We start from the raw sequence: 20,460 nt of genomic DNA on the forward strand, positions 1-20,460 counted from the left end.
AAATGGAAAGATTTTCAGGTTCCAATGACAAAGGAGGAGCATGATGTTACTTGTTGTAATCTTCGGCCTTGTCGCATTATTAGCTGTATTAGGAGTCCTGCGGGCTGTCAGACAGAGAAATATCCTGGGATTTTTGTTAGCCGCCGCCACGCTGGGCGTGTTTGGCTGGTTTACCGTAATGACCGTTGTAACCAGCGGCTATCCGACTGCACATTAAAAGCCTGTATCCAATGGATACAGGCTTATTTTTTATTGCTGCAAATGTTTGCTGACACTTTTGATTTTGCTCTCCAGTGTCGTTTCTTTATCACGTCTGTCATCAATGCGGATATTTGTCGCCACTCTGTGCAGCCCTTTTTGGAACGGGGCTTCGTGAATGTCCTGAATGACTGCGAATAAGTCGCTCAGCTCACCTTCAATCAAAGTGTTCATCGGCGTGAGCTGAAATTTGATTTTGCCGGCAGCTTTGTAACCCTCCAAAATGTTTTGCACATCCGCTACGTACTCACTGACGCTCGGTGTTTTTGTTCCGATCGGAATGATTGTCACATCTGCAATTGCCATTTGGTTCAAACTCCTTTTTCATTTGTTATGATTGGTTCTGTCATGCCTGTTTTCAGTGAAATCAGACGGTCATACGTAAAGCCGTATAAAGCGTATTCCCCGTTCGGAGAGATCTGAATCGGCTCCATTTCCGTGTTTTTGAGCACCGTCCGCTCCCGTTCGTCTCCTAAGTCAAAGCTGATCAGATTGTAAGAGCGGCCTTCAGGCTTGAATATGTAAAACCGCTTGTGTGTCTGATCGTAATCATACTCCATCGGCGCAAAGCTCTCATACTTTTCTTGGAGAGGAAAGCGGTGCGTCACGGATGCCGGCTTTTGGAAAAGGAACTCGCCGTCTCCGTCCGATTGATCCGTTTGTCTGACGGCAATCGTCATGCCTGGGCGGGAATCGGCCCAGATGACGTGATGAAGCACTCTTTTTTCTTTTTTTGTCTGCAAGTCATAAGAATATAAAGGACCCTCTTCCTCCGTTTTTCCTTGCTTGATATATTGGAATTCATCAGTGGAGGTCCAATGGACAAAAGGGGCCTGAACGGGACTCTTTTTTAAAATGCCGTTGTTCATATCGGCCGTATAGGCTGTGAAGTCCCATGTTTCAGTAAAAACGGTAATCATCATTTGATACGGGTCATACGGATTCCAAGCCGTCTCCAGCTCATAAGAGTTAAAGGCTTTGTGATAAAGTCTTTTCCCCTGCTTGTTCATAAGCACAAGCTCAGTCTGACCGCTGCTTGTCACCTGTACGAGAATCAGCTGTTTTTTCCGGCTGATCTTTACATTGACAATATTGCCCTTTGTTTCATATAGCCGTTCGGATTTTCCGCTGAAAAGATCATATTTCATCAGCTGATGATGTGCTGTATACAGAATCGTTCTGTTATCCAGCCATCCTTCCGTTTTCTCCGCTTCCTTTTTACTGAGCGGAACGATTTTCTGTTCTGCCGATTTTGCCGAAACGCCTGTGTCTTGCTGCTGATGAGATGGTTCACAGGCCGCTAAACACAGAACGAATGCGGACAGCAGAACACAAACCAAGTATCTCACCAGCCTTCCCTCCATTCTTTTCTATTGTCCCATATTTGTTTATGTAAACAAATGAGAAATTTCACAGATGTCTCAAAAAACAAGCGACCTCCACAAAATACCTTCCGTCGCTTGATAAATATCAGCAAACTGATGAAAAGGCAAAGGGTTTTTTCCCTTTCCGAGCTCAATGGTATAGCCCTCTTTTCCATACTGCTGTATAAACCAATCCCTAAAACCGGCATGGCTGTCAATGGTTTTAACGCCTTGATAGCGGTTTCCGCTTATCGCTTCAAACTCCCGAATCATCCGGGATGATTGCTCCGGTTCACATCCTTCGTATCCCCAATAAATCTCTTCTCCCTGCGTATGAAGCGCGATCAGCCTGTCAGGCGGCTGCTCCGTTATCAGCCGGTGCATCGCCTGCGCCTCCGGTTCAGTGAGCGGCGCCGTCCCCGGAAAATCACGATATGAAGGGGCCTTCGGTTTGCGCCTCTGTTCAATATCCCAATTGGATGGGAAATGTTTATTTAAATCCACACCGTTTATATTCGCCTTCCATTCGCGGAAATCCGGGCGGTGCTCATTTAATTGATTAAGAAATTCATTTTTTTCTGATAAATCTTCACATCCGTAAAGTACGAGATCAACACCGTCGGGATTTACGAGCGGAACGAATGACAATGATGTCAGGCTGAATATATCAAGCGCAGAGTGCCCGAAAACGGTTTTATTTTCGCATAATGCCGCGCAATATTCTTTACACCATTTAAGCGCGACCGAGGTGGTGATCCATTCATTGGCATGAAATGAGGCGTTTACATGGACTTTTCTTTCAGCCGTATCCGCACCTATTTTCAGCTCATAAAGCGGCTTTCCCAATACGGAACTGCCGATTTTACGGCACGTGACAAACGGAAAGACATCCGTTATTTTCTCAATTTCTTCATAAACCGATTGGGACCCGTACACCTTTTCTTCCTTCACCCATTGATCAGCGGAAAGAATCCTTTCACAGTGCCGGATGTATCGCGAAAGCCCGCTCAGCGTCTCAAGCGGCGGACCCTCTGACTGCCCGCTCACGGCAAAGCCGGGACACAATAAATCATCATTTTCCGCCGTTTTATCAGCGGCTTTCAACAGTTTTTCATCAATTGAAAGTACCTTTGCAATATCTTTCATATGCTGTTTCAATTCAGGTTTGACACGAATTCCCGCCATGTTCATCCCCCTTTTTTAAAAACTATATGACAGGGGAGATAAAAAAAGAAAGCCGCCCGCGATATGGGCAGGCAGACTTTCTTCAGCAGTTTTGATGTTTGAGCCATTCATTTTTGGCAATCCACGCCCCGCCGATGACTCCGGCGTCATTTCCAAGTGCCGCAATCGAAATATCCGCCGCTTCCGCAGAACGCGGGAATGCGGTGATTTTGAAAGTCTCTTCCACTTTTGACCGCAGGATTTCACCCGCTTTAGACACGCCTCCGCCGAGCACGATTTTCGTCGGATTCATGGCGCTTGCCAGATTTCCGAGCACGAGGCCTAAATGTTTTGCGACATAATCGACGACTTCAAGCGCTGTCTTATCCTGCTGTTTAGCCGCTTCGAACACGTCACGTGCCGTCAGATCATCCACTTGTAAGAGCGAAGAGTCGGAAACCGCCGCAAGCTTTTCTTTCGCGATGCGGACGATGCCGGTTGCGGACGCAATCGTTTCGATGCAGCCGGATTTTCCGCAGTTGCACGGAGCTCCTCCTTCCGGAATACTGCAAATATGACCGATTTCTCCGCCGGCCCCGTTTTTACCGTGAACGATTTCTCCGTTGACGATGATGCCTCCGCCGACTCCGGTTCCGAGCGTCACTAAAATGACATCTTTGGCCCCGTCACCTGCACCCTTCCACATTTCTCCGAGCGCCGCGATATTGGCATCGTTTTCAATGACGGCCGAAATACCCGTTTCCGCCTCAAGATGGTCTTTCAGCGGATAGTTTTTCCACCCCATATTTGTCGTCTCATAGACCATCCCCGTCGCCATTTCCACGGGTCCGGGCGCTCCCATTCCGATCCATTTTACGATCCGTTTCGGCTTGTTCAGTTCTTCCAGCTTCTGGTCAAGCGCTTTGGCAATCGTGACCGTAATTGTGTTTCCTGATTTATCGGTCGGAACTTCCCATTTATGCTGAATTTCACCGTACATGTTGATAAAGGCCAGCTTGATGGTTGTTCCGCCAAGATCAATCCCCGCAAACCATGTATCTTCCATAATAATCTCCTTTTCTTATTAAAATCCTGCTTTGTTATCTGCCTTTGATCCGCTCCGATTCTCTCTGAAGAACTCCGGCGGCTTTTTGCCATACTTCTCTTTCAATCACGTTTGACAAGTACATTTCCTTTAATTCATCTTTCATAAAGTCAATTTCGGCTTGTCTGTCACCGAAATAAACGATATGTCCGAATGACTTAAACAGCTGCTGCACGTCATAAAATGAATTCATCTGCTTCACCATTTCTATTCTTCTTAGTATAAGCGTATTTCATCACTGATCCGGGCGTCAAGCAAAAAACGATTGGAGAAAATATCCTTGTATTATTTTCATAAATTGTATATTCACAATTGTAAAAAAACACTCATTTAAGCGTTTTTCTGTTACAATACTTTCGTGCCCAAAAGCACAAAAGGATTAAAGTTTGATGGGGTGTTGTTTTGAAACAAGAAAAAAGGCTGACGTTCATCTCAGCCATCAGTTTATTTGTCTTGATGTTAGCAGTCATTATGTCCTGCCTGTTTTTCTTTCATACAGAGCCGCATATGCCGCTGTTCTTTTGCGTCATTATTCTGTCTCTGGCAGGTTTGTGGCTCGGTTTCTCGTGGGAGAGTCTTGAAAAAGGAATTGTCAGCGGATTGAAAAACGGTGTGCAGCCGATTATCGTACTGGCTTTGATCGGTATGCTGATCGGCGCCTGGATGTACAGCGGCGCCATTCCCACCGTCACCGTTTACGCTTTGTCAATTATACAGCCGAGTCAGCTGCTTTTGACCGCATTATTTTCCTGCATGATTATCAGCACGCTTGTCGGCTCAAGTCTGACAACTGTCAGTACAATCGGCGTCGCGCTGTTAGGGGTAGCAAGCGCGGCGGGAGTTCCGCTCGAATGGACGGCGGGAGCAGTCATTTGCGGGGCTTGTTTCGGTGATAAAATGTCACCGATGTCCGACACGACGAATTTTGCCGCCGGAATCGGCGAAATTCCGATTTTTAAGCATATTCGCCATATGATGGGCACTACCGTTCCGGCACTGCTGATCACGATTGTTCTTTTTTATATTCTCGGTTCATCGGTTTCAATAAATGCCGCTTCAACGCAAAATATTGAGGCGGTCATTTCCGGAATGAAAGAGGCCGTGCACATTACGCCTTGGTCGCTTCTTTCACCTCTGTTGGTGATCATTTTAGCTGTGAGACGGATTTCCGTGATTCCGGTGCTTACCGCCGGTATTATTTCCGCAGGGCTTCTGACTGCTGTTTTTATTCCTGACAGCAGCATTCAAGGATTTATATCCGCCCTGCAAAGCGGGACGGCGTTTAAAACCGGCGACCAGGCTGTGGCCAGCATTATCAACAGAGGCGGGCTCCAATCGATGATGGGATCAGTCTCTCTGATCATGATCGCCTTTGCGCTCGGCGGCCTGATGGAAAAAACGGGCCTGATCGCGGCGCTGCTTCAAGGATTGATAAAAGGCGTGCATACGAAAGGACGTCTTGTCATGGCGACCGTCTTCTCAAGTATAGGCGTAAACCTTGCGACAGGTGAGCAGTATTTGTCGATCTTAATTCCGGGTCAATCTTATAAACCTTTATATGACAAGCTCAGCATTAAGCGGATTCACCTTGCGCGGTCGCTTGAGGACGGCGGAACATTGATCAACCCGCTGATTCCCTGGGGAGTAAGCGGCGCTTTTATGGCAAGCGCATTAGGGGTTTCCGTCATCGACTACCTGCCGTTTACCTTTTTCCTGTACATTTCTCCTATGATCTCAATTCTGCTCGGTTTCCTGAAAAAAAGCTGACAATACGAGAAAACCTGCCGTTTTTTACCGGCAGGTTTTCTTATGCAAAAAATCCCGCTGAAAAACGGGATTTGTTTAAAATGCCTGCTGAATGAATTTGTTTCTGATAAACGGTATTTTTAAAAAGAAATGAATGAATGACCGTCTGATCCCCGGCTGGCTGAGCACGCTGTTCATCAGACGGTAGCGGTTTTGGTAAACGGCTAAAACAGATACGGCGCATAATGAGTAGATCAACAATTTTTTCATCTTATCCCTCCTGCCCCTATCGTTTGTCAAACAGCGAGAATTATTCCGGTGTAAGAAGTTTTTTATGCGATTAAGCGATGGTTTCAGATTCAGTCACGATCATATCGACCGGAATATCGTGGGGCATGCGGGGAATGCGGTCTGTCAGCTGGCAGTCAAAGAGAAGCGACACGGTACGGCCTTTATAACCGGAGAGGTACCGATCATAATATCCTCCGCCGTATCCGATTCTGAAGCCTTCCCGGTCAAAAGCCACACCGGGCACAATCACAAGGTCAATGTCTTTTTGGGCGGCTTTTTCCGTCTGGCTCTCGATCGGTTCACTGAGGCCCGCATATACGGTTTCCAGCTGATCATACGCAGAAAATGTACGGAACTCCATCGCTCCCGTCCGCGGAAAGCATTTTGGGATACAGACTTGTTTTTTCTCTTTCCAGGCCTGTTCAATAATCGGCCGTGTCGGAATTTCCAGGCGTGTCGAGATGGTAACGGCGATCACGCGGGCCTGTTTCCATTCTTTTAAAGAAAACAGCGTTTCACGCATGCTACGGCATTTTGCCTCCCATTCACTTTCTGTCATGTCAGAAAGCTTTGCTTTGATAGCGGTTCTGATTTGTGCTTTCACGTTTCTCAAACCTCCCTGAAAGACAAAAAAGCCAGAACTTTATTGAAAGCTCCAGCTTTTTCCGCTGTTTTAAACAGCTTATTTTGTTTCACGGTGTAACGTAGATTTTTTATCACGTGGGCAATATTTTTTAAATTCAACGCGGTCCGGATTGTTGCGTTTGTTCTTTTTAGAAATATAGTTACGCTCACCACATTCAGTGCAAGCCAAAGTAATATTAACGCGCATTATTTTCCCTCCAAACTAAATATCATTTACTTATTCAGACTTATATATAATACCACTATAATGGACGGAATGCTAGAGTGATTTACATGAAATGTTGTTTAAGTGCAGAAAACATCAGTTTATGCTTCTGATCCTCTGAATGAGCTTGCGCCTGGTGAAGGGAAAATATGACGAAAAAGGACAAAAAAGGACTTTCTGATGCGAAATCTATAGAGAAATAACCGTTTGCTCCCCGAATAAAAAAGATTTCCCGACAAAATTCCGTTTTTTTCTCTATTTCCTTTAGAATGGCGGCGTTTTATGGTATAAAAAAGAAGGGCAAATTAATAATAGAAGGTGATGAAACGTGGAAATTGCTATTATTGCGTTGTTTATCGTCAGTATAGCGCTTATTGCATTCTCATATTCTCAAAGAGATCCGATGAAAGACGTGGAACAGGAGCTTGAAACGCTTCAGCTTTCCGCCATGCAGGAAATTTACAAGCTGAAAAAGAAAATGACGGTGCTTGAAGAAGAATTGCTGGAAACCAACCTCGTGATCCGCAAAGCCAAAAGCAGCGGCATTAACCAAAAAATCGCCAAACAAATCATTTCAAAATATAACAACGGAATGTCTGCGGAAGCCATCGCAAAAGCGGAGCACGTGTCTGTCGAGGACGTCAATACCATTATTAAAGATAATGAGAAGGTGCTCGTATGACAAAACGGGGCATTCAGGCTTTTGCAGCAGGCATGATTTTAGCGACGGCCGTTCTCGCCGCTGTCTTCTATTTGACTGACCATGACCAGGCAGCCGCCGTTAAAACCGAAAAAACAGCATTGACAGAAAAAGAAGTAAACAGCTACCTCGACGATCAGCAAAAAGTCTCCGTCAACCGGGATGACTATCAAAAACTGCTTGATTCTAAAGAAAAATCGTTAAACAACGACCAAAACACAGACGCCAAAAAGAAAAAAGTAACATACAAACTGACGATTAAAGACGGAATGAGCACTGCTGATGTGTCATCCATTCTTGAAAAAGAAGGGATTATTCCTTCAGCGAAGGACTTTAATGATTACGTCATTGACGCAGGCTACCATAAAGAAATCCGTGCCGGCCATTTCAAAGTCGACTCAGATATGAGCTTTAAAAAAATCGTCAAAACATTAACCCGCTAAAAAAGCTTGCAGGCATCGTCCATTCAGATGGATACGGCCGGCAGGCTTTTTTAATAAGGAGTATAAAACGGACCCGGTCAATGGCCGGGCCCGTTTTTTTCATCCGAATTTTCCGGTGATATAATCATGTGTTTTTTGATGATCCGGCTGAGAAAATATTTTGCCCGTATCCCCCCATTCTACCAGTTCGCCCATATAGAAAAACGCGGTTTGATTAGAGACCCTCGCAGCCTGCTGCATGTTGTGCGTCACAATGACGATTGTATACTTTTCTTTCAATGTCAAAATCAGCTCTTCTATTTTCCGCGTGGACACGGGATCAAGAGCGGACGTCGGTTCATCCATCAGAAGGACGTCCGGTTTTGTGGCGAGCGCCCTTGCGATGCACAGCCGCTGCTGCTGACCGCCTGACAGTGAAAGCGCCTGCTGGTGAAGGCGATCTTTCACTTCATCCCAGAGCGCGGCTGCCTTTAAAGATTCCTCGGCGATTTCAAGCAGTTTCTTTTTATTTTTTTCGCCGTGAATTCTCGGACCGTACACGACATTCTCAAATATTGACTGGGGAAACGGATTGCCTTTTTGAAACACCATACCGATCTGTTTTCTTAATTCTGCCGCATCCGTCTTTTCTTTCAGCAGATTGCGCCCGTTATAGATCATGTCGCCTGTCACTTTGACATTCGGGGCCATTTGCAGCATTAAGTTTAATGTTTTAATAAAAGTGGATTTCCCGCAGCCGGACGGACCGATGATCGCAGTTACCTTCCGCTCCTCAAAACCGATCGTAATGTCTTTTAAAGCCTGGTGGGCTCCGTACCATACGTTCATGCCGTGAATATCAAATAAATTCTGTGTGTGCACCGCTTCCTTCACAAGGCTCACAGTCCTTCCCCCTATCCGAACTTTCCATTAATGTAGTCATCTGTCTTTTGCGCTTTAGGACTCGTGAAAATTTGTTCTGTCTGCCCGTATTCCACCACTTCCCCGTTTAAAAAGAAAGCCGTTCGGTCAGACACCCTAAGTGCCTGCTGCATGTTATGCGTAACGATAATAATCGAATAATCTTTTTTCAGTTCTGTCAAAAGCGTCTCGATTCTGGCGTTTGAAATAGGGTCCAGAGCTGAGGCCGGTTCATCTAAAAGTAGTACGGCAGGTTTCATCGCAAGCGTACGGGCGATACAAAGACGCTGCTGCTGGCCGCCTGATAACGAAAGAGCCGATGAATGAAGCCGGTCTTTGACTTCATCCCAAAGCGCCGCCTTCGTTAAGCTTTCCTCGACCGCATCATCCAAAACGGCTTTCCTGCGTTCCCCCGCATACTTCAGCGCATGTGTGATGTTATTGTAAATGGATTTCGGGAACGGATTCGGTTTTTGAAACACCATACCGATCTCCCGTCTGAGAGACACGACATTAATCGCTTCCCCCAAAATATTCAGCCCTTCATAAAGGATCTCTCCCTCGCTTCTTGCAAAAGGAATGGCATCGTTCATTCTGTTAATCTGTCTCAAAAATGTTGATTTCCCGCAGCCGGAGGGACCGATCAGAGCCGTCACCGCATGTTTTTCAATATCCATGTTTACATCTTTAACCGCTTGTTTGTCACCGTAATAAATTGATAAATGCTTCACTTCCAAAATTGAAGACTCCGGCGAACGCTTTGTCTGTTCCGCTTGTTCCCTGATGATGTGATCAATCATGTTTTCGCCTCTTTCCGATTAATTTGCCGTAAGCTTTTTATAAATGACAGATCCGAGCCATCTTGCACAAAGGTTAAACAAGAGCACCGAAATCACCAGCACCGCCGAGCCGCCGTTTGCAATCGCTTCGGCGTCAGGGATGATTCCCTGCGTATTGACACTCCATATATGAACCGCCAGCGTCTCAGCCGGCCTGAAAATGTTGAAAGGAGATGATTCAGAAAACGGGTTCAAATCCGTAAAGTTCAGCCGCGGCGTTGTCAGTCCCGCTGTAAATAACAATGCGGCCGCTTCTCCGAATACTCTTCCGGATGCGAGAATGGCACCGGTTAAAATCGAAGGAATCGCACTCGGAACCAGCACCGTTTTGACGGTATGCCATCTCGATACGCCTAAAGCGAGAGAAGCTTCTTTCAGCTCCTTAGGAACTGCAGTGAGCGCGCCTTCCGTCACCCGGACCATAACTGGAAGGTTAAAGACCGTTAATGCGAGCGCGCCCCCGATAATCGTGTAACCCCATCCGGTCAGGTTTACAAACATCAGCATGCCGAACATCCCGATGACAATGGACGGAAGCGAAGACAGCACCTCAATACACGTTCTGATAAAATCAGTGATTTTATTTTGGGGCGCATATTCAGCCATAAAGACGCCGCCCCCCACTCCAAGCGGTATCGTGATCAGCATGGTGATAAACAGAATGTAAAAGGAGTTAAAAAGCTGATCCCGTATTCCGCCGCCTGACGCAATGGCGCTCGATTTTGACGTAAGAAAATGCAAGGAGATTTCAGAGACGCCGTGAATAAGAATGTACAAAAACAATCCTGCCAAAATCGCCGCAATTACAGCGGCGCATAACCCGAATACACCGGTGGCCAATTTATCCGTTATTTTCCGGTTCATTACACTTTCCTCCTAGACGACAAGTAGCGTATGAGCAATATAAACAGAAACGACATGATGAGTAGAACAAGCCCCATAGACCATAACGTATTATTTTCAATACTGCCGTATGTGGTATGGCCCATGTTTAACGTAATAATCGTCGTTAATGTTCCCGCCGTATCAAGCAGGCTTTCCGGCAGAAGCTTTGTATTTCCGATAACCATCTGTACGGCTAGTGCTTCTCCGAACGCTCTTGCCATCCCGAGCACGACAGCGGTCAGCAATGTCGGAAACGCCGCCGGGATAAGCACCTTTCTGATTGTCTGCCACCTCGTCGCACCAAGCGCATATGAACCGTCGCGAAGGTGTTTCGGAAGTGACGCAAGCGCATCAGCGGAAATCGATGTAACAGTCGGCAGAATCATTACCGAGAGTACGATCGTCCCCGCCAGAAGGCTGTGACCCGTTCCGCTTGATTTAAAAGAGCCGATAAACGGAACCAATACTGTAAGACCTATGAATCCATAAACGACGGACGGAATGCCGACAAGCAGCTCAATTACCGGCTGCAGCACCTTTTTTCCCCAAGTCGGCGCAATTTCCGTCATAAACACGGCACCCGCAATACCGAGGGGTGCTGCGATCAGAGCGGACAGAACCGTGACCGCAAATGATCCGAAAATAAAAGGCAGCGCGCCGAACTCAGGTTTTGCCTGGGTTGGATTCCAATTCAGACTTGTTAAGAACTCAATCGGGCTTACACCATTTACAAAAAAAGATTGCAGCCCCTTAATGCCGAGAAAAATTGTGATCGCCGCTGATGCCGCAATGATAATCGCGGCACACACAGACACAATCACCCTTCCGCGGACTTCATCCATTTGCCTGTTTTGTTTTGAGCTTATTAAGCGTTCGCTTACAGACTCTTTTTCTCTGTGATTTATCATTTGTTTACACTCCTATAAGGAAGAAGAGGCGGGGAGCCCGCCCTCCCCTCAGCTTTGCTTGCCGTTTGCGTCACGTGTGACTTTCATATCTGAGATCGGAATGTAGCCCTGATCTTTTACGATACTTTTCTGTACTTCATCGCTGTTCATATAGTCAAGAAACGTTTTTGTAAGGCCTGACGCTTCACCTTTCGTATAAGAGTGCTCGTAAGCCCAAATCGGATACTCGCCTGTGACGACGTTTTTCTCTTCCGGTTTGATGCCTCCGATCGATAAAGGCGTTACTTTGTCATCGTTTATATAAGAGAATGCCAGATAACCGATAGCTCCCGGCGTTTCCGCAATGATTTTTTTGACTGTATTGGAGGAATCCTCTGTAATGCCCTCTGCAGGATCTGCTCCGTCAAGCGCGTATTTGACGAACGTAGCGCGTGTTCCTGATGAATCAGGACGGTTCACGAGTGTAATTTTTTGATCTTTACCGCCAAGCTCTTTCCAGTTTTTAATTTTTCCTGTAAAGACGTCTGTCAGCTGTTTTTTGGTTATATCCTTTACGCCCGCACCGGGGTTGACCGCAGCCGCCATCGCCACTACCGCTACTCGGTGGTCTTTTAGGGCTTTCGCATCAATGCCTTCTTTTTCTTCAGCAAAGACATCTGAGTTGCCGATTTGCACTGCCCCTTCAGACACTTGCGAAAGACCTGTTCCTGAACCCCCCGCTTGCACCTGCACATCAGCATCCGGATGTTTTTCCATAAACTTTTCCGCCGCTGCCAGTACTAACGGCTGCATGGCTGATGAACCAGAAATGGTTAAAGAACCTGATGCTTTTTTATCCTCACTTGCAGATTGACTGTCTGTCTTGCCGCTTTCCTTTGCATTTCCGCATGCTGCAGCAACAATCATAACAGCAGCCATCAGAAGCATAAGCATCCATTTGTTTTTTTTCATTTCCTGAATTCCCCCTGCATTTAATGTGTAATTTGTCCTACAGGTCTAGAGTAAAGGGTTCTTGTAAAATACGTATAAATCAAGTGTTAAGGTTTTGTAAATCCGGATGTTTTTTTGTATAAAAAAAACGCTCACAGATTGTGAGCGTTTTTCTATTAGTTGTTTGTATTGCCGTTTTCAGCGTCTTCCTGAATTTTATCTTCGTTTTTCTGCTTCGTATTATTATCTTCTTGTTTCTTTTTCAGCTCAAAGTATTTGTCCAGAGCTGCTTCCCCGATGTCATTAGTTATTGAATACCTGTCATTGTAATTTTCATAAGCCCATGGAACCACTACCGAAATAGCAACTTCAGGATGATCTGCAGGAGCATAAGCCACCAAAGTTGTGTTATAAGTAGAAGCACCAGTTCTTGATTTTATAGGCCCATCATAGAAAGCTTGTGCTGTTCCGGTTTTACCGGCAGGGTGATAACTTTTATTAGCAAAATTTGCTCTCGCAGTCCCTTGAGCTCCATTCATAACAAGTTTAAAACCTTGCTGAACACGTTTAATTTCACTTTCCGTCATATCAAGACGGTTCATCACTTCCGGATTAACAGATTCAACGACGGCCCCGATACCTTTTTTTGAAGGTTTTCTTACTTCTTTCACGACTTGGGGCTTCATACGATAGCCGCCATTAGCAATGGTCGATACATACTGAGCCATTTGAAGCGGAGTGTATGTGTCATATTGGCCGATCGCAAAATCAAGCAAGAAACCTGACTGTCTTTTAGTTCCCACATATCCTGTAGCTTCGTTAGGCAGATCAATTCCTGTTTTTACCCCTAAACCGAATTCACTGAAGTAATAACGAAATTTATCAAATGCGCTGTAATCAAGCGGAAGTGAATGTCCTGATATATATTTACCCTTACCAATTGCAATCGCAGTTTTGAACATATAAACGTTAGATGAACGCTCAAGTGCAGTTAAATCATTTATCGGCCCCATTACACTTACCGATTTTTTAGGAGGGGAGCCTTTAATATTTAAAACTTCATCCGTAAATATATTTCCGATTTTAATAGCACCTGTTTGATAACCTGTTAACAATGTTGCCCCTTTTACAGCTGAGCCCATGTTATAAGAGGAAGTCATTGTTCCTAGTGCATAATCATCAATTTTATATTTGCCGCCTGCTTGTTTAATCTGTTTACCCGCCATTGTAAGCACTTCTCCATTACGGGGATCCATCATTACGACAAATGCTCTGTCAAGCAACTGTGTACTCGGTCTTGCCTTTGCAGCCCTTAAATTTTTCTCAATAATTTTTTCAACGTCTTTTTGCAATTCGGTATCTATAGTGAGCACTAAATCATCCCCGGCTTTACCTTTTGAAACCGTTTCTGTATCTGTTACGTTTCCAGAGGAATCTGTCACATTTCTCACTTTCTCTTTTTGGCCCTGCAGCAGATTTTCATATTGATACTCTAAATAACTTTTTCCTACTCTGTCATTCCTGCTGTAGCCGAGTGACAAATAATGCTCAAGAAGATTTGAAGGGAGTCCCTCATTGGAGCTCGAGACACTGCCGAGAACTGATTTTAACAACCCTTTATTTGGATAAGACCGTTCCCAGTCAGACGTCACGTCAACTCCCGGCAGTTCATCCAAATGTTCGCTGACGACGGCCATTTCTTTTGCCGACACCCCTTCATTTTTGATGTATTGAGGCGTCAGTGAGTAGCCTGAATCCATCTGCCTTTTGATCGCAAGGATCTGCATATCTTTTGAAGTGAGCTCATTCAGCTGTTTGTCTGTGATACGTTTCAGCTGAAGCTGATATAAATCATCTTCAGACAGTTTTTTGTCTTCAGCTTTTTGCTTTTCTTCGGCCGTAATCAGTTTTTTCGCTTCATCAGGCCTGGTTAACATCCAATAGTCTTTTTTATCCCGCTCAGTCACCTTTTTGGTGCTTACCTTAATCATACCCGACAGTTTTTTTGCGATTTTTAAACGCTGCGCCTGGGTGGTTGAGGCTGAACGTGTATATGTAATCGCATTTAATGCTTTATTCGTTACGATGGGATTTAGGTTCCGGTCGTATATTTTCCCTCTCGGAACCGCCGTGCTGACATCAGACTCCTCCTGCTTATTAGCGGCGTTTTTATAATCATCACCCTGAACGATCTGCTTGATGCCAAGCTCGACGATAATCCAAGTGAAAATAAGAAACGCGGCCAAAAACAAAAAATTAAGCCGGATCGGCAGTGATTTTTTCTTTTCTTTATTTACAGCTATTTTCTTTTTATTTCTCCTCATGACATCACCTTTTCTTATTTACAGAAAGAAATGACACCTTCTGTTCAGGTGCCATTTTTCATTCTAAAGGTTTTTTCGATATTTTTCTACAGATAACCCTTTTATCTTTCTCCTTTTATAAAATTCGGTTCCGCCGCCTGTTTTTGTCGGTCTTCTTCTACTGTTTCATCAGAAGTTTCCGTATCCAGTTTGATGTCTTTTATAAAGTAATAAATCAGCGGATGGCCGGCTCCGAGCAGCACGAGCGCCGCCGGTATTCCCACTTTTTCCTTGAACAATGTAACGATTACAAGGAAACAAAGGATGGAAACGATCCGGCCCGCATTTAAAAATAACTCCCTGAGCACAATGTATTCAATTCTGGCTTTTCTGGCAAGCCGCGCCCGGCCTATCACATCATATGTAAGCGAGACATACGGCACGAGCAGAACTGGATAGCCGATCGCAATAAACACTCCGTACAAAAGGAGCGTCGTGAAGCTCATTTTAAAAATGATGAGAAACAGGGCGCCGTACAAGATCAATCCGCCGATAAGAATCGCCTTTTTCCGCGCTCTTTTTTTGATGAGCCTTGATGCAAAATAATAGGCAAAAAAAGAAACCGCGGAATTGACGAGACCGAATGTTCCGAGCGCCAGCTCACTGTTTGTCGCAATGAATACAAATACGCTGATTAAAAAAACAAAAATCCCTTCTCTCAAGCCTTGAAAAAAGTGCGCGTTGGTAATCCGGCGCCAATTCAGATTCGTGTGGCGCTCATCAAAAACTTTTTTCAGCATAAACCGGCCTTTCGACTCCCTCCGCTTCAGAAAAAAGCTCATGACCACGGCAAGGGCAAATAAGCCGAGCGACAGGCTGAAAATGATTGTATAACCCGTATTGTTTTCAAGTCTTGAAATGACATATCCGGCCACAATCGGACCGATCATGCCCGCCGATGAAGACAAAATGCCTAAAAACCCGTTAAAAAAATCTCTCGTTTCCGGTTCCGTGATTTCGAAAGTCAGCACATTAAAAGCCAGCCAGTAAAAGCCGTATCCAACTCCGAGCACGGCCCCTATCAAAACGAGACGGGAAGCCGCAGTTTCTCCGGCAAGCAGCACACTTAAATAAAAAGCGGCCAAAAAGATAACGCCGAACCTTAGAATAAACACCCTGTCAATTTTTTTAGCCAGCCGGCCCGCCAGCAGAAAGGTAACCGGCTGCATCGTTACGACCGACAAATTGTATATGGCCAAATCAATAAATTTTCCAGACTGCTTCCACAAATACACGTTGACAAATGTATTTGACAGCGCGATGCCCAATGAGTAAAGGCCGCCAATCGTCAATAACAGCAGCAGCCCTTTATTTATTTCGATGTCGCCGATAATTTTTTTTATTTTGCTCATCATTGACTCCCCTTTACTACACATTAGTTTGTCTCACTCAAACTGAGATATGTAAAAGGAATCAAAGTCAATAAAAAAACAAGGCCTCCCGCGGGAGACCTTGTGATCATTCAACTCAATTATTTTGCTTCGCTGTAAAGACGGGCAACTTCATCCCAGTTCACAACATTCCAGAAAGCTGAAATGTAATCAGGACGGCGGTTTTGGTAGTTCAGGTAGTACGCGTGCTCCCAAACATCAAGACCGAGAACAGGTGTTTTACCTTCTGAAAGCGGTGAATCTTGGTTTGGCGTGCTTGTAATTTCAAGTTTGCCGTTGTTTACAACGAGCCAAGCCCAGCCTGAACCGAAACGGCCTGCAGCTGCTGCGGCGAATTTTTCTTTAAATTGATCGAAGCTTCCGAACGTGCTTTTGATCTCTTCAGCAAGCTCACCAGTCGGTTCGCCTCCGCCGTTCGGAGATAAAAGAGTCCAGAATAAAGAGTGGTTTGCATGTCCGCCGCCATTGTTGCGGACTGCCGTGCGGATGTCCTCCGGCACTGCGTTCAAATCAGCAACAAGCTCATCTACAGATTTCTCTGCAAGCGCAGATCCTTCGATCGCTTTGTTGAGGTTTGTCACGTATGTGTTATGGTGCTTCGTATGGTGAATCGTCATCGTTTCCTTATCGATATGAGGTTCTAAAGCATCATAAGCGTAAGGCAATTCTGGAAGTTTGTAAGCCATAATTTTTTCCTCCTTTAAATATATGTACTGAAATGCCGCTTAACGCGAACTTTTCTAATCTCAATGTAACAAAAGAAAGCGTGGTAATCAATGAAAAAGCTCACAATCCGGCGATTCCAGCAGACATATTACACTTTATCCGTTCACGGCCGAAATTAAACCTTTCTAAAGCACCGTCCATAAGAAATACCCGATCATAAAGAGCTGAATGACGCCTTTTGCCGCCACGCTTGTTAAAAAGCCGATTAACGAGCCGAGCCCCACTTTTGCCGCGGACTTGATATCCTTTTGATGAACAAACACCTCAGCGCAGAGAGCACCGATAAACGGGCCTAATATAATGCCTGCCACGGGAATAACGAAGGGCCCGATCAATAATCCGATCGTGCTTCCCCAGATTGCCGCCCTGCTTCCTCCGTACCTTTTAACGCCAAGTAAATTTGACACATAGTCAGCTGCGAATAAAACGGCCGCAAATACCGCCTCAATGAGCCAAAACAGGTAAGAATAAGGACTGAAGGAAAACAAAAATCCGTAGAGAAGAAAACCGGCCACAATAAAAATAACGCTTGGAATCACCGGATATACAAGCCCGATAAAAGCAATGACGAAGACCGCAATGATCATCAGCCAATACAAAACACTCATGACAAAAACACCCTCCTTTGTTTTGCGGGCGATCACCGCTTCCCGCTTTATCTTATTATGTATGATTCCTTATCACCGCTTTAAATACTCTCACTTGTGTTCATCCCCTGTGAACGATACAATAAGCAACATATACCAGTTTAGGCTAGGAAGTGAAGATGTTGAACATATTTACGGCTTTATTGAAAAGTACATACTCTCCGGCAGATATTGCAAAAACACGGTTTCAGGGGATAGGAAAAGCGATCCTTTATGTATTTTTGCTGTCTGTCCTTTTTACGCTGCCAAGCGCTTATTACCTTTGCTCCGGCACTGTAAACTCAATGAACGGTTTCAAAACCGTGTTAAAGAAAGATTTCCCTGATTTCAGCATTTCAAACGGAGAATTGCAGACGAAAGCGTCCGCCTCTAAGGAAACGGAAGCGAACGGGTTCGTCATCGTGTTTGATCCGACAGATGCTTACGGCGCGAAACAAATAGCGGCCAAACAAAATGCGATCGGCATTTTGAAAAATAAAATGGTGCTTGCTGTAGACGGACAGGCGACAGAAATGAATTATTCGCTGATGCCTGCTGATATCACAAAAAAAGAAATCATATCAGCATTAAACCAAAATAAAACAATGATCGTCACCGTCCTGTCCGTTCTGCTGTTCATCATGACAGCGGCCGGAAAATTCATTGAAGTATCATTTCTCGCCGTCATCGGCCTCATATTGAAAAATGCGCAAAGAAAGACATTGAATTACCAGCAGCTCTGGAAGCTTTCGGCTTATTCCATTACACTTTCGACCATATTCTTTACGATCATGCGCGCGCTTGTTATTACAGTGCCGAGTGAATTTTTAGTGAATTGGTTTGTAAACTTTATCATCCTTTTCCTCGTCTTAAAAGAGATACCGCCAAGAAAAACAGCTGTGTAACAAAGACTGCCCCCGGCGGTCTTCTTTTTTGTCATGAACAAAATGGGACAAGCATACAATGAAGTAAAAATGTATGCGGGAGGCGGTTGGAATGAAGCGGCTTACTTTTGTATTCGGCAGTTTATTTGTGATATTCATTATCTTTTACGATCTTAAAATCGGCACGATCCCTTCTCAAGACCTTCCAGCATACGCAGCGGCGGCACAGCCAGCCCGACAGGAATCTTCATACAGAACGGTTACGGTCAAAAAAGGCGATACGGTGATGTCGATAGTCGGCGCACATAAAGCGCCAGATGATATTGCACAAGATTTTGAAGCGCTGAATCCGAATGTAAAAGCAAACGCCATTCAGGCAGGCACCGCTTATAAATTCCCCGTCTACCGCAATTAAACGTTAATTTCTTGTCAGTTCGGCAAATACACTGTTACAATATAACATGTAAATAGAAGTTGCCTGACATGTAAAAGGCTCAGCCTGCAAAAGCGGTAACTACAATTAAGGAGCGATTGACAAGTGAGTGAAATCACACATCGTACAAAAACGCGTCCCGTCAAAGTGGGACCTTTAACAATAGGCGGAAATAACGAAGTCGTCATTCAGAGTATGACGACGACCAAAACACACGACGTAGAAGCAACAGTTGCGGAAATCAACCGTTTAGCCGAAGCCGGCTGTCAAATTGTCCGGGTGGCATGTCCGGACGAACGCGCCGCTAACGCAATTGCCGACATCAAAAAACAAATTTCCATCCCTCTCGTTGTCGATATTCATTTTGACTACAAGCTTGCATTAAAAGCAATTGAGGGCGGGGCCGACAAAATCAGAATCAACCCGGGAAACATCGGCCGCCGCGAAAAAGTGGAAGCCGTCGTAAAAGCAGCGAAAGAAAAAGGAATTCCGATCCGGATCGGCGTAAACGCGGGTTCTTTGGAAAAACGCATTTTAGAAAAATACGGCTATCCGACTGCTGACGGAATGGTTGAGAGTGCGCTTCATCATATCAAAATCCTGGAAGACCTTGACTTTCACGACATCATCGTCAGCATGAAAGCGTCTGACGTCAATCTAGCCATAGAAGCATACGAAAAAGCTTCAAAAGCATTTGATTATCCGCTCCACCTCGGAATTACAGAATCGGGCACGCTGTTTGCCGGAACGGTAAAAAGCGCGGCCGGACTCGGAGCGATTTTAAGCAAAGGAATCGGAAACACGCTCCGGATCTCTCTGAGCGCCGACCCGGTTGAAGAAGTAAAAGTAGCCAGAGAACTCCTGAAATCATTCGGTCTTGCTTCAAACGCGGCTACGCTTATTTCATGCCCGACATGCGGACGGATCGAAATTGATCTCATCAGCATCGCAAATGAAGTGGAAGAATACATTTCTAAAGTCAAAGCGCCGATTAAAGTAGCCGTTCTCGGATGTGCCGTTAACGGACCGGGCGAAGCAAGAGAAGCTGATATCGGGATTGCCGGCGCGCGCGGCGAAGGACTTCTTTTCCGCAAAGGCCAAATCGTCCGCAAAGTCCCTGAAGAAACCATGGTCGAAGAGCTGAAAAAAGAAATCGATAAGCTGGCGGAAGAACACTACGCAAAGCTTGAAGCGGAAAAAGCAAAAGCAGAACAAGAAGCACAAAAAGCTTGACGGATATTCCGCCAAGCTTTTTTTGCGTTGTGTTAAAAAAACGGTGTAATGAAGATGCCGAGCACAAGGGAAACAATACCGATTCCCATCGCCCATCCGCCTAAAGCGCCTGCTCCTCTTCTTCTGGCGATATAGCCGACGATAATGCCGCATGCCCCTAATAAAACAGGGAGCACAAACAGGGAAATGATAGAAATAGCCAATGCTGCATACCCTATCCCCCGGCCTTCACTTACTCCGTCCCGGTTATCATCACGGTCTGCTGCCCGGTCAGAAGCACGATATGGCTCTGAAATTTCAGCCGCTGTTTCTTCTGAATAAACATCACGCGTGATATCGGTTCCTTCCGATCCATGATCCACATAGTAGTCGTTGCCTTTTCGATTTTCGTAATCGTATGCCACCTTCAATTCCCCCTTTT

25 protein-coding genes are annotated in these 20,460 nt (G+C 45.3%); 7 read left to right on the forward strand and 18 right to left on the reverse strand.

Annotated features, from left to right (window positions below; translation table 11 throughout):
* Window positions 1–43: 43 nt before the first annotated feature.
* Window positions 44–217 carry a DUF2759 domain-containing protein gene (locus NYE68_RS13485; protein WP_003153076.1) on the forward strand — a complete coding sequence of 58 codons (174 nt, stop codon included), beginning with the start codon at window positions 44–46 and terminating at the stop codon, window positions 215–217.
* 32 nt (window positions 218–249) lie between these two features.
* Here the strand turns inward: NYE68_RS13485 and NYE68_RS13490 are convergent, their stop codons facing one another.
* The 5 genes from NYE68_RS13490 to NYE68_RS13510 all read right to left on the reverse strand — a co-directional run bounded on the left by NYE68_RS13490 (window position 250) and on the right by NYE68_RS13510 (window position 4,096).
* Entirely contained in the window at window positions 250–564 is a 315-nt protein-coding gene (locus NYE68_RS13490; protein WP_003153073.1) for an MTH1187 family thiamine-binding protein, read from the reverse strand.
* 5 nt (window positions 565–569) lie between these two features.
* Complete coding sequence (locus NYE68_RS13495) at window positions 570–1,607, reverse strand: hypothetical protein (protein ID WP_015417823.1); 1,038 nt, start codon at window positions 1,605–1,607, stop codon at window positions 570–572.
* Window positions 1,608–1,679: 72 nt separating this feature from the next.
* On the reverse strand, window positions 1,680–2,807 hold the full coding sequence (locus tag NYE68_RS13500) for a M14 family metallocarboxypeptidase (protein ID WP_015417824.1): 1,128 nt from the start codon (window positions 2,805–2,807) through the stop codon (window positions 1,680–1,682).
* 82 nt (window positions 2,808–2,889) lie between these two features.
* A complete protein-coding gene (gene glcK, locus NYE68_RS13505) occupies window positions 2,890–3,852 on the reverse strand; it encodes a glucose kinase GlcK (RefSeq protein ID WP_015417825.1) in 963 nt (320 codons plus the stop codon).
* 34 nt (window positions 3,853–3,886) lie between these two features.
* Window positions 3,887–4,096: a YqgQ family protein gene (locus NYE68_RS13510; RefSeq protein ID WP_015417826.1), complete on the reverse strand. Its 210-nt coding sequence runs from the start codon at window positions 4,094–4,096 to the stop codon at window positions 3,887–3,889.
* 197 nt (window positions 4,097–4,293) lie between these two features.
* On the opposite strand from NYE68_RS13510, the gene nhaC reads away from it, so the two are divergent.
* Window positions 4,294–5,658: a Na+/H+ antiporter NhaC gene (gene nhaC / locus NYE68_RS13515; protein WP_076983531.1), complete on the forward strand. Its 1,365-nt coding sequence runs from the start codon at window positions 4,294–4,296 to the stop codon at window positions 5,656–5,658.
* Between the two features lie 75 nt (window positions 5,659–5,733).
* Here the strand turns inward: nhaC and NYE68_RS13520 are convergent, their stop codons facing one another.
* From NYE68_RS13520 to rpmG, 3 genes are all read right to left on the reverse strand, one after another.
* Window positions 5,734–5,907: a hypothetical protein gene (locus NYE68_RS13520; RefSeq protein ID WP_007408311.1), complete on the reverse strand. Its 174-nt coding sequence runs from the start codon at window positions 5,905–5,907 to the stop codon at window positions 5,734–5,736.
* 70 nt (window positions 5,908–5,977) lie between these two features.
* Window positions 5,978–6,532 carry a 5-formyltetrahydrofolate cyclo-ligase gene (locus NYE68_RS13525; protein ID WP_064107144.1) on the reverse strand — a complete coding sequence of 185 codons (555 nt, stop codon included), beginning with the start codon at window positions 6,530–6,532 and terminating at the stop codon, window positions 5,978–5,980.
* 78 nt (window positions 6,533–6,610) lie between these two features.
* Window positions 6,611–6,760, reverse strand: coding sequence for a 50S ribosomal protein L33 (gene rpmG / locus NYE68_RS13530; RefSeq protein WP_003153056.1), 150 nt, complete (start codon window positions 6,758–6,760; stop codon window positions 6,611–6,613).
* Window positions 6,761–7,106: 346 nt separating this feature from the next.
* Here rpmG and NYE68_RS13535 point away from each other — a divergent pair, with 346 nt between their 5' ends.
* A complete protein-coding gene (locus NYE68_RS13535) occupies window positions 7,107–7,460 on the forward strand; it encodes a hypothetical protein (RefSeq protein ID WP_003153047.1) in 354 nt (117 codons plus the stop codon).
* Complete coding sequence (locus NYE68_RS13540; protein WP_007408308.1) at window positions 7,457–7,921, forward strand: endolytic transglycosylase MltG; 465 nt, start codon at window positions 7,457–7,459, stop codon at window positions 7,919–7,921. Before NYE68_RS13535 ends, NYE68_RS13540 begins: the two co-directional genes overlap by 4 nt.
* Window positions 7,922–8,020: 99 nt before the next feature.
* Here the strand turns inward: NYE68_RS13540 and pstB (NYE68_RS13545) are convergent, their stop codons facing one another.
* The 9 genes from pstB (NYE68_RS13545) to NYE68_RS13585 form a co-directional block, all read right to left on the reverse strand.
* Entirely contained in the window at window positions 8,021–8,803 is a 783-nt protein-coding gene (gene pstB, locus NYE68_RS13545) for a phosphate ABC transporter ATP-binding protein PstB (protein ID WP_064107146.1), read from the reverse strand.
* 11 nt (window positions 8,804–8,814) lie between these two features.
* Complete coding sequence (gene pstB / locus NYE68_RS13550; protein ID WP_007408307.1) at window positions 8,815–9,621, reverse strand: phosphate ABC transporter ATP-binding protein PstB; 807 nt, start codon at window positions 9,619–9,621, stop codon at window positions 8,815–8,817.
* An 18-nt stretch (window positions 9,622–9,639) separates the two neighbouring features.
* Window positions 9,640–10,524 carry a phosphate ABC transporter permease PstA gene (gene pstA, locus NYE68_RS13555; protein WP_015240223.1) on the reverse strand — a complete coding sequence of 295 codons (885 nt, stop codon included), beginning with the start codon at window positions 10,522–10,524 and terminating at the stop codon, window positions 9,640–9,642.
* Window positions 10,524–11,453 (reverse strand): phosphate ABC transporter permease subunit PstC, encoded by a 930-nt coding sequence (pstC, locus tag NYE68_RS13560; protein ID WP_012117997.1) that lies wholly within the window; start codon window positions 11,451–11,453, stop codon window positions 10,524–10,526. Before pstC ends, pstA begins: the two co-directional genes overlap by 1 nt.
* Before the next feature lie 48 nt (window positions 11,454–11,501).
* A complete protein-coding gene (locus NYE68_RS13565; protein ID WP_007408304.1) occupies window positions 11,502–12,404 on the reverse strand; it encodes a phosphate ABC transporter substrate-binding protein in 903 nt (300 codons plus the stop codon).
* 155 nt (window positions 12,405–12,559) lie between these two features.
* Entirely contained in the window at window positions 12,560–14,707 is a 2,148-nt protein-coding gene (locus NYE68_RS13570) for a penicillin-binding protein 2 (RefSeq protein ID WP_015417830.1), read from the reverse strand.
* A gap of 101 nt (window positions 14,708–14,808) precedes the next feature.
* The gene (locus NYE68_RS13575; protein WP_012118002.1) at window positions 14,809–16,098 is read right to left on the reverse strand and encodes an MFS transporter; all 1,290 of its coding nucleotides are present in this window, start codon (window positions 16,096–16,098) and stop codon (window positions 14,809–14,811) included.
* Between the two features lie 119 nt (window positions 16,099–16,217).
* Complete coding sequence (gene sodA / locus NYE68_RS13580; protein ID WP_003153025.1) at window positions 16,218–16,823, reverse strand: superoxide dismutase SodA; 606 nt, start codon at window positions 16,821–16,823, stop codon at window positions 16,218–16,220.
* Window positions 16,824–16,988: 165 nt separating this feature from the next.
* Window positions 16,989–17,471 (reverse strand): DUF456 domain-containing protein, encoded by a 483-nt coding sequence (locus tag NYE68_RS13585; RefSeq protein WP_007408301.1) that lies wholly within the window; start codon window positions 17,469–17,471, stop codon window positions 16,989–16,991.
* Between the two features lie 161 nt (window positions 17,472–17,632).
* Here NYE68_RS13585 and NYE68_RS13590 point away from each other — a divergent pair, with 161 nt between their 5' ends.
* The 3 genes from NYE68_RS13590 (at window position 17,633) to ispG (ending at window position 20,039) form a co-directional block, all read left to right on the forward strand.
* The gene (locus tag NYE68_RS13590; protein WP_012118003.1) at window positions 17,633–18,394 is read left to right on the forward strand and encodes a DUF1189 domain-containing protein; all 762 of its coding nucleotides are present in this window, start codon (window positions 17,633–17,635) and stop codon (window positions 18,392–18,394) included.
* Between the two features lie 91 nt (window positions 18,395–18,485).
* Window positions 18,486–18,788 (forward strand): LysM domain-containing protein, encoded by a 303-nt coding sequence (locus NYE68_RS13595; RefSeq protein ID WP_007408299.1) that lies wholly within the window; start codon window positions 18,486–18,488, stop codon window positions 18,786–18,788.
* Between the two features lie 132 nt (window positions 18,789–18,920).
* Entirely contained in the window at window positions 18,921–20,039 is a 1,119-nt protein-coding gene (ispG, locus tag NYE68_RS13600; RefSeq protein ID WP_170936331.1) for a flavodoxin-dependent (E)-4-hydroxy-3-methylbut-2-enyl-diphosphate synthase, read from the forward strand.
* Between the two features lie 32 nt (window positions 20,040–20,071).
* Here the strand turns inward: ispG and NYE68_RS13605 are convergent, their stop codons facing one another.
* Complete coding sequence (locus NYE68_RS13605) at window positions 20,072–20,449, reverse strand: DUF308 domain-containing protein (protein WP_087920773.1); 378 nt, start codon at window positions 20,447–20,449, stop codon at window positions 20,072–20,074.
* Between the last annotated feature and the right edge of the window lie 11 nt (window positions 20,450–20,460).

It is taken from the genome of Bacillus sp. FSL R5-0447 (assembly GCF_038606125.1).
GTDB lineage: Bacteria > Bacillota > Bacilli > Bacillales > Bacillaceae > Bacillus > Bacillus velezensis.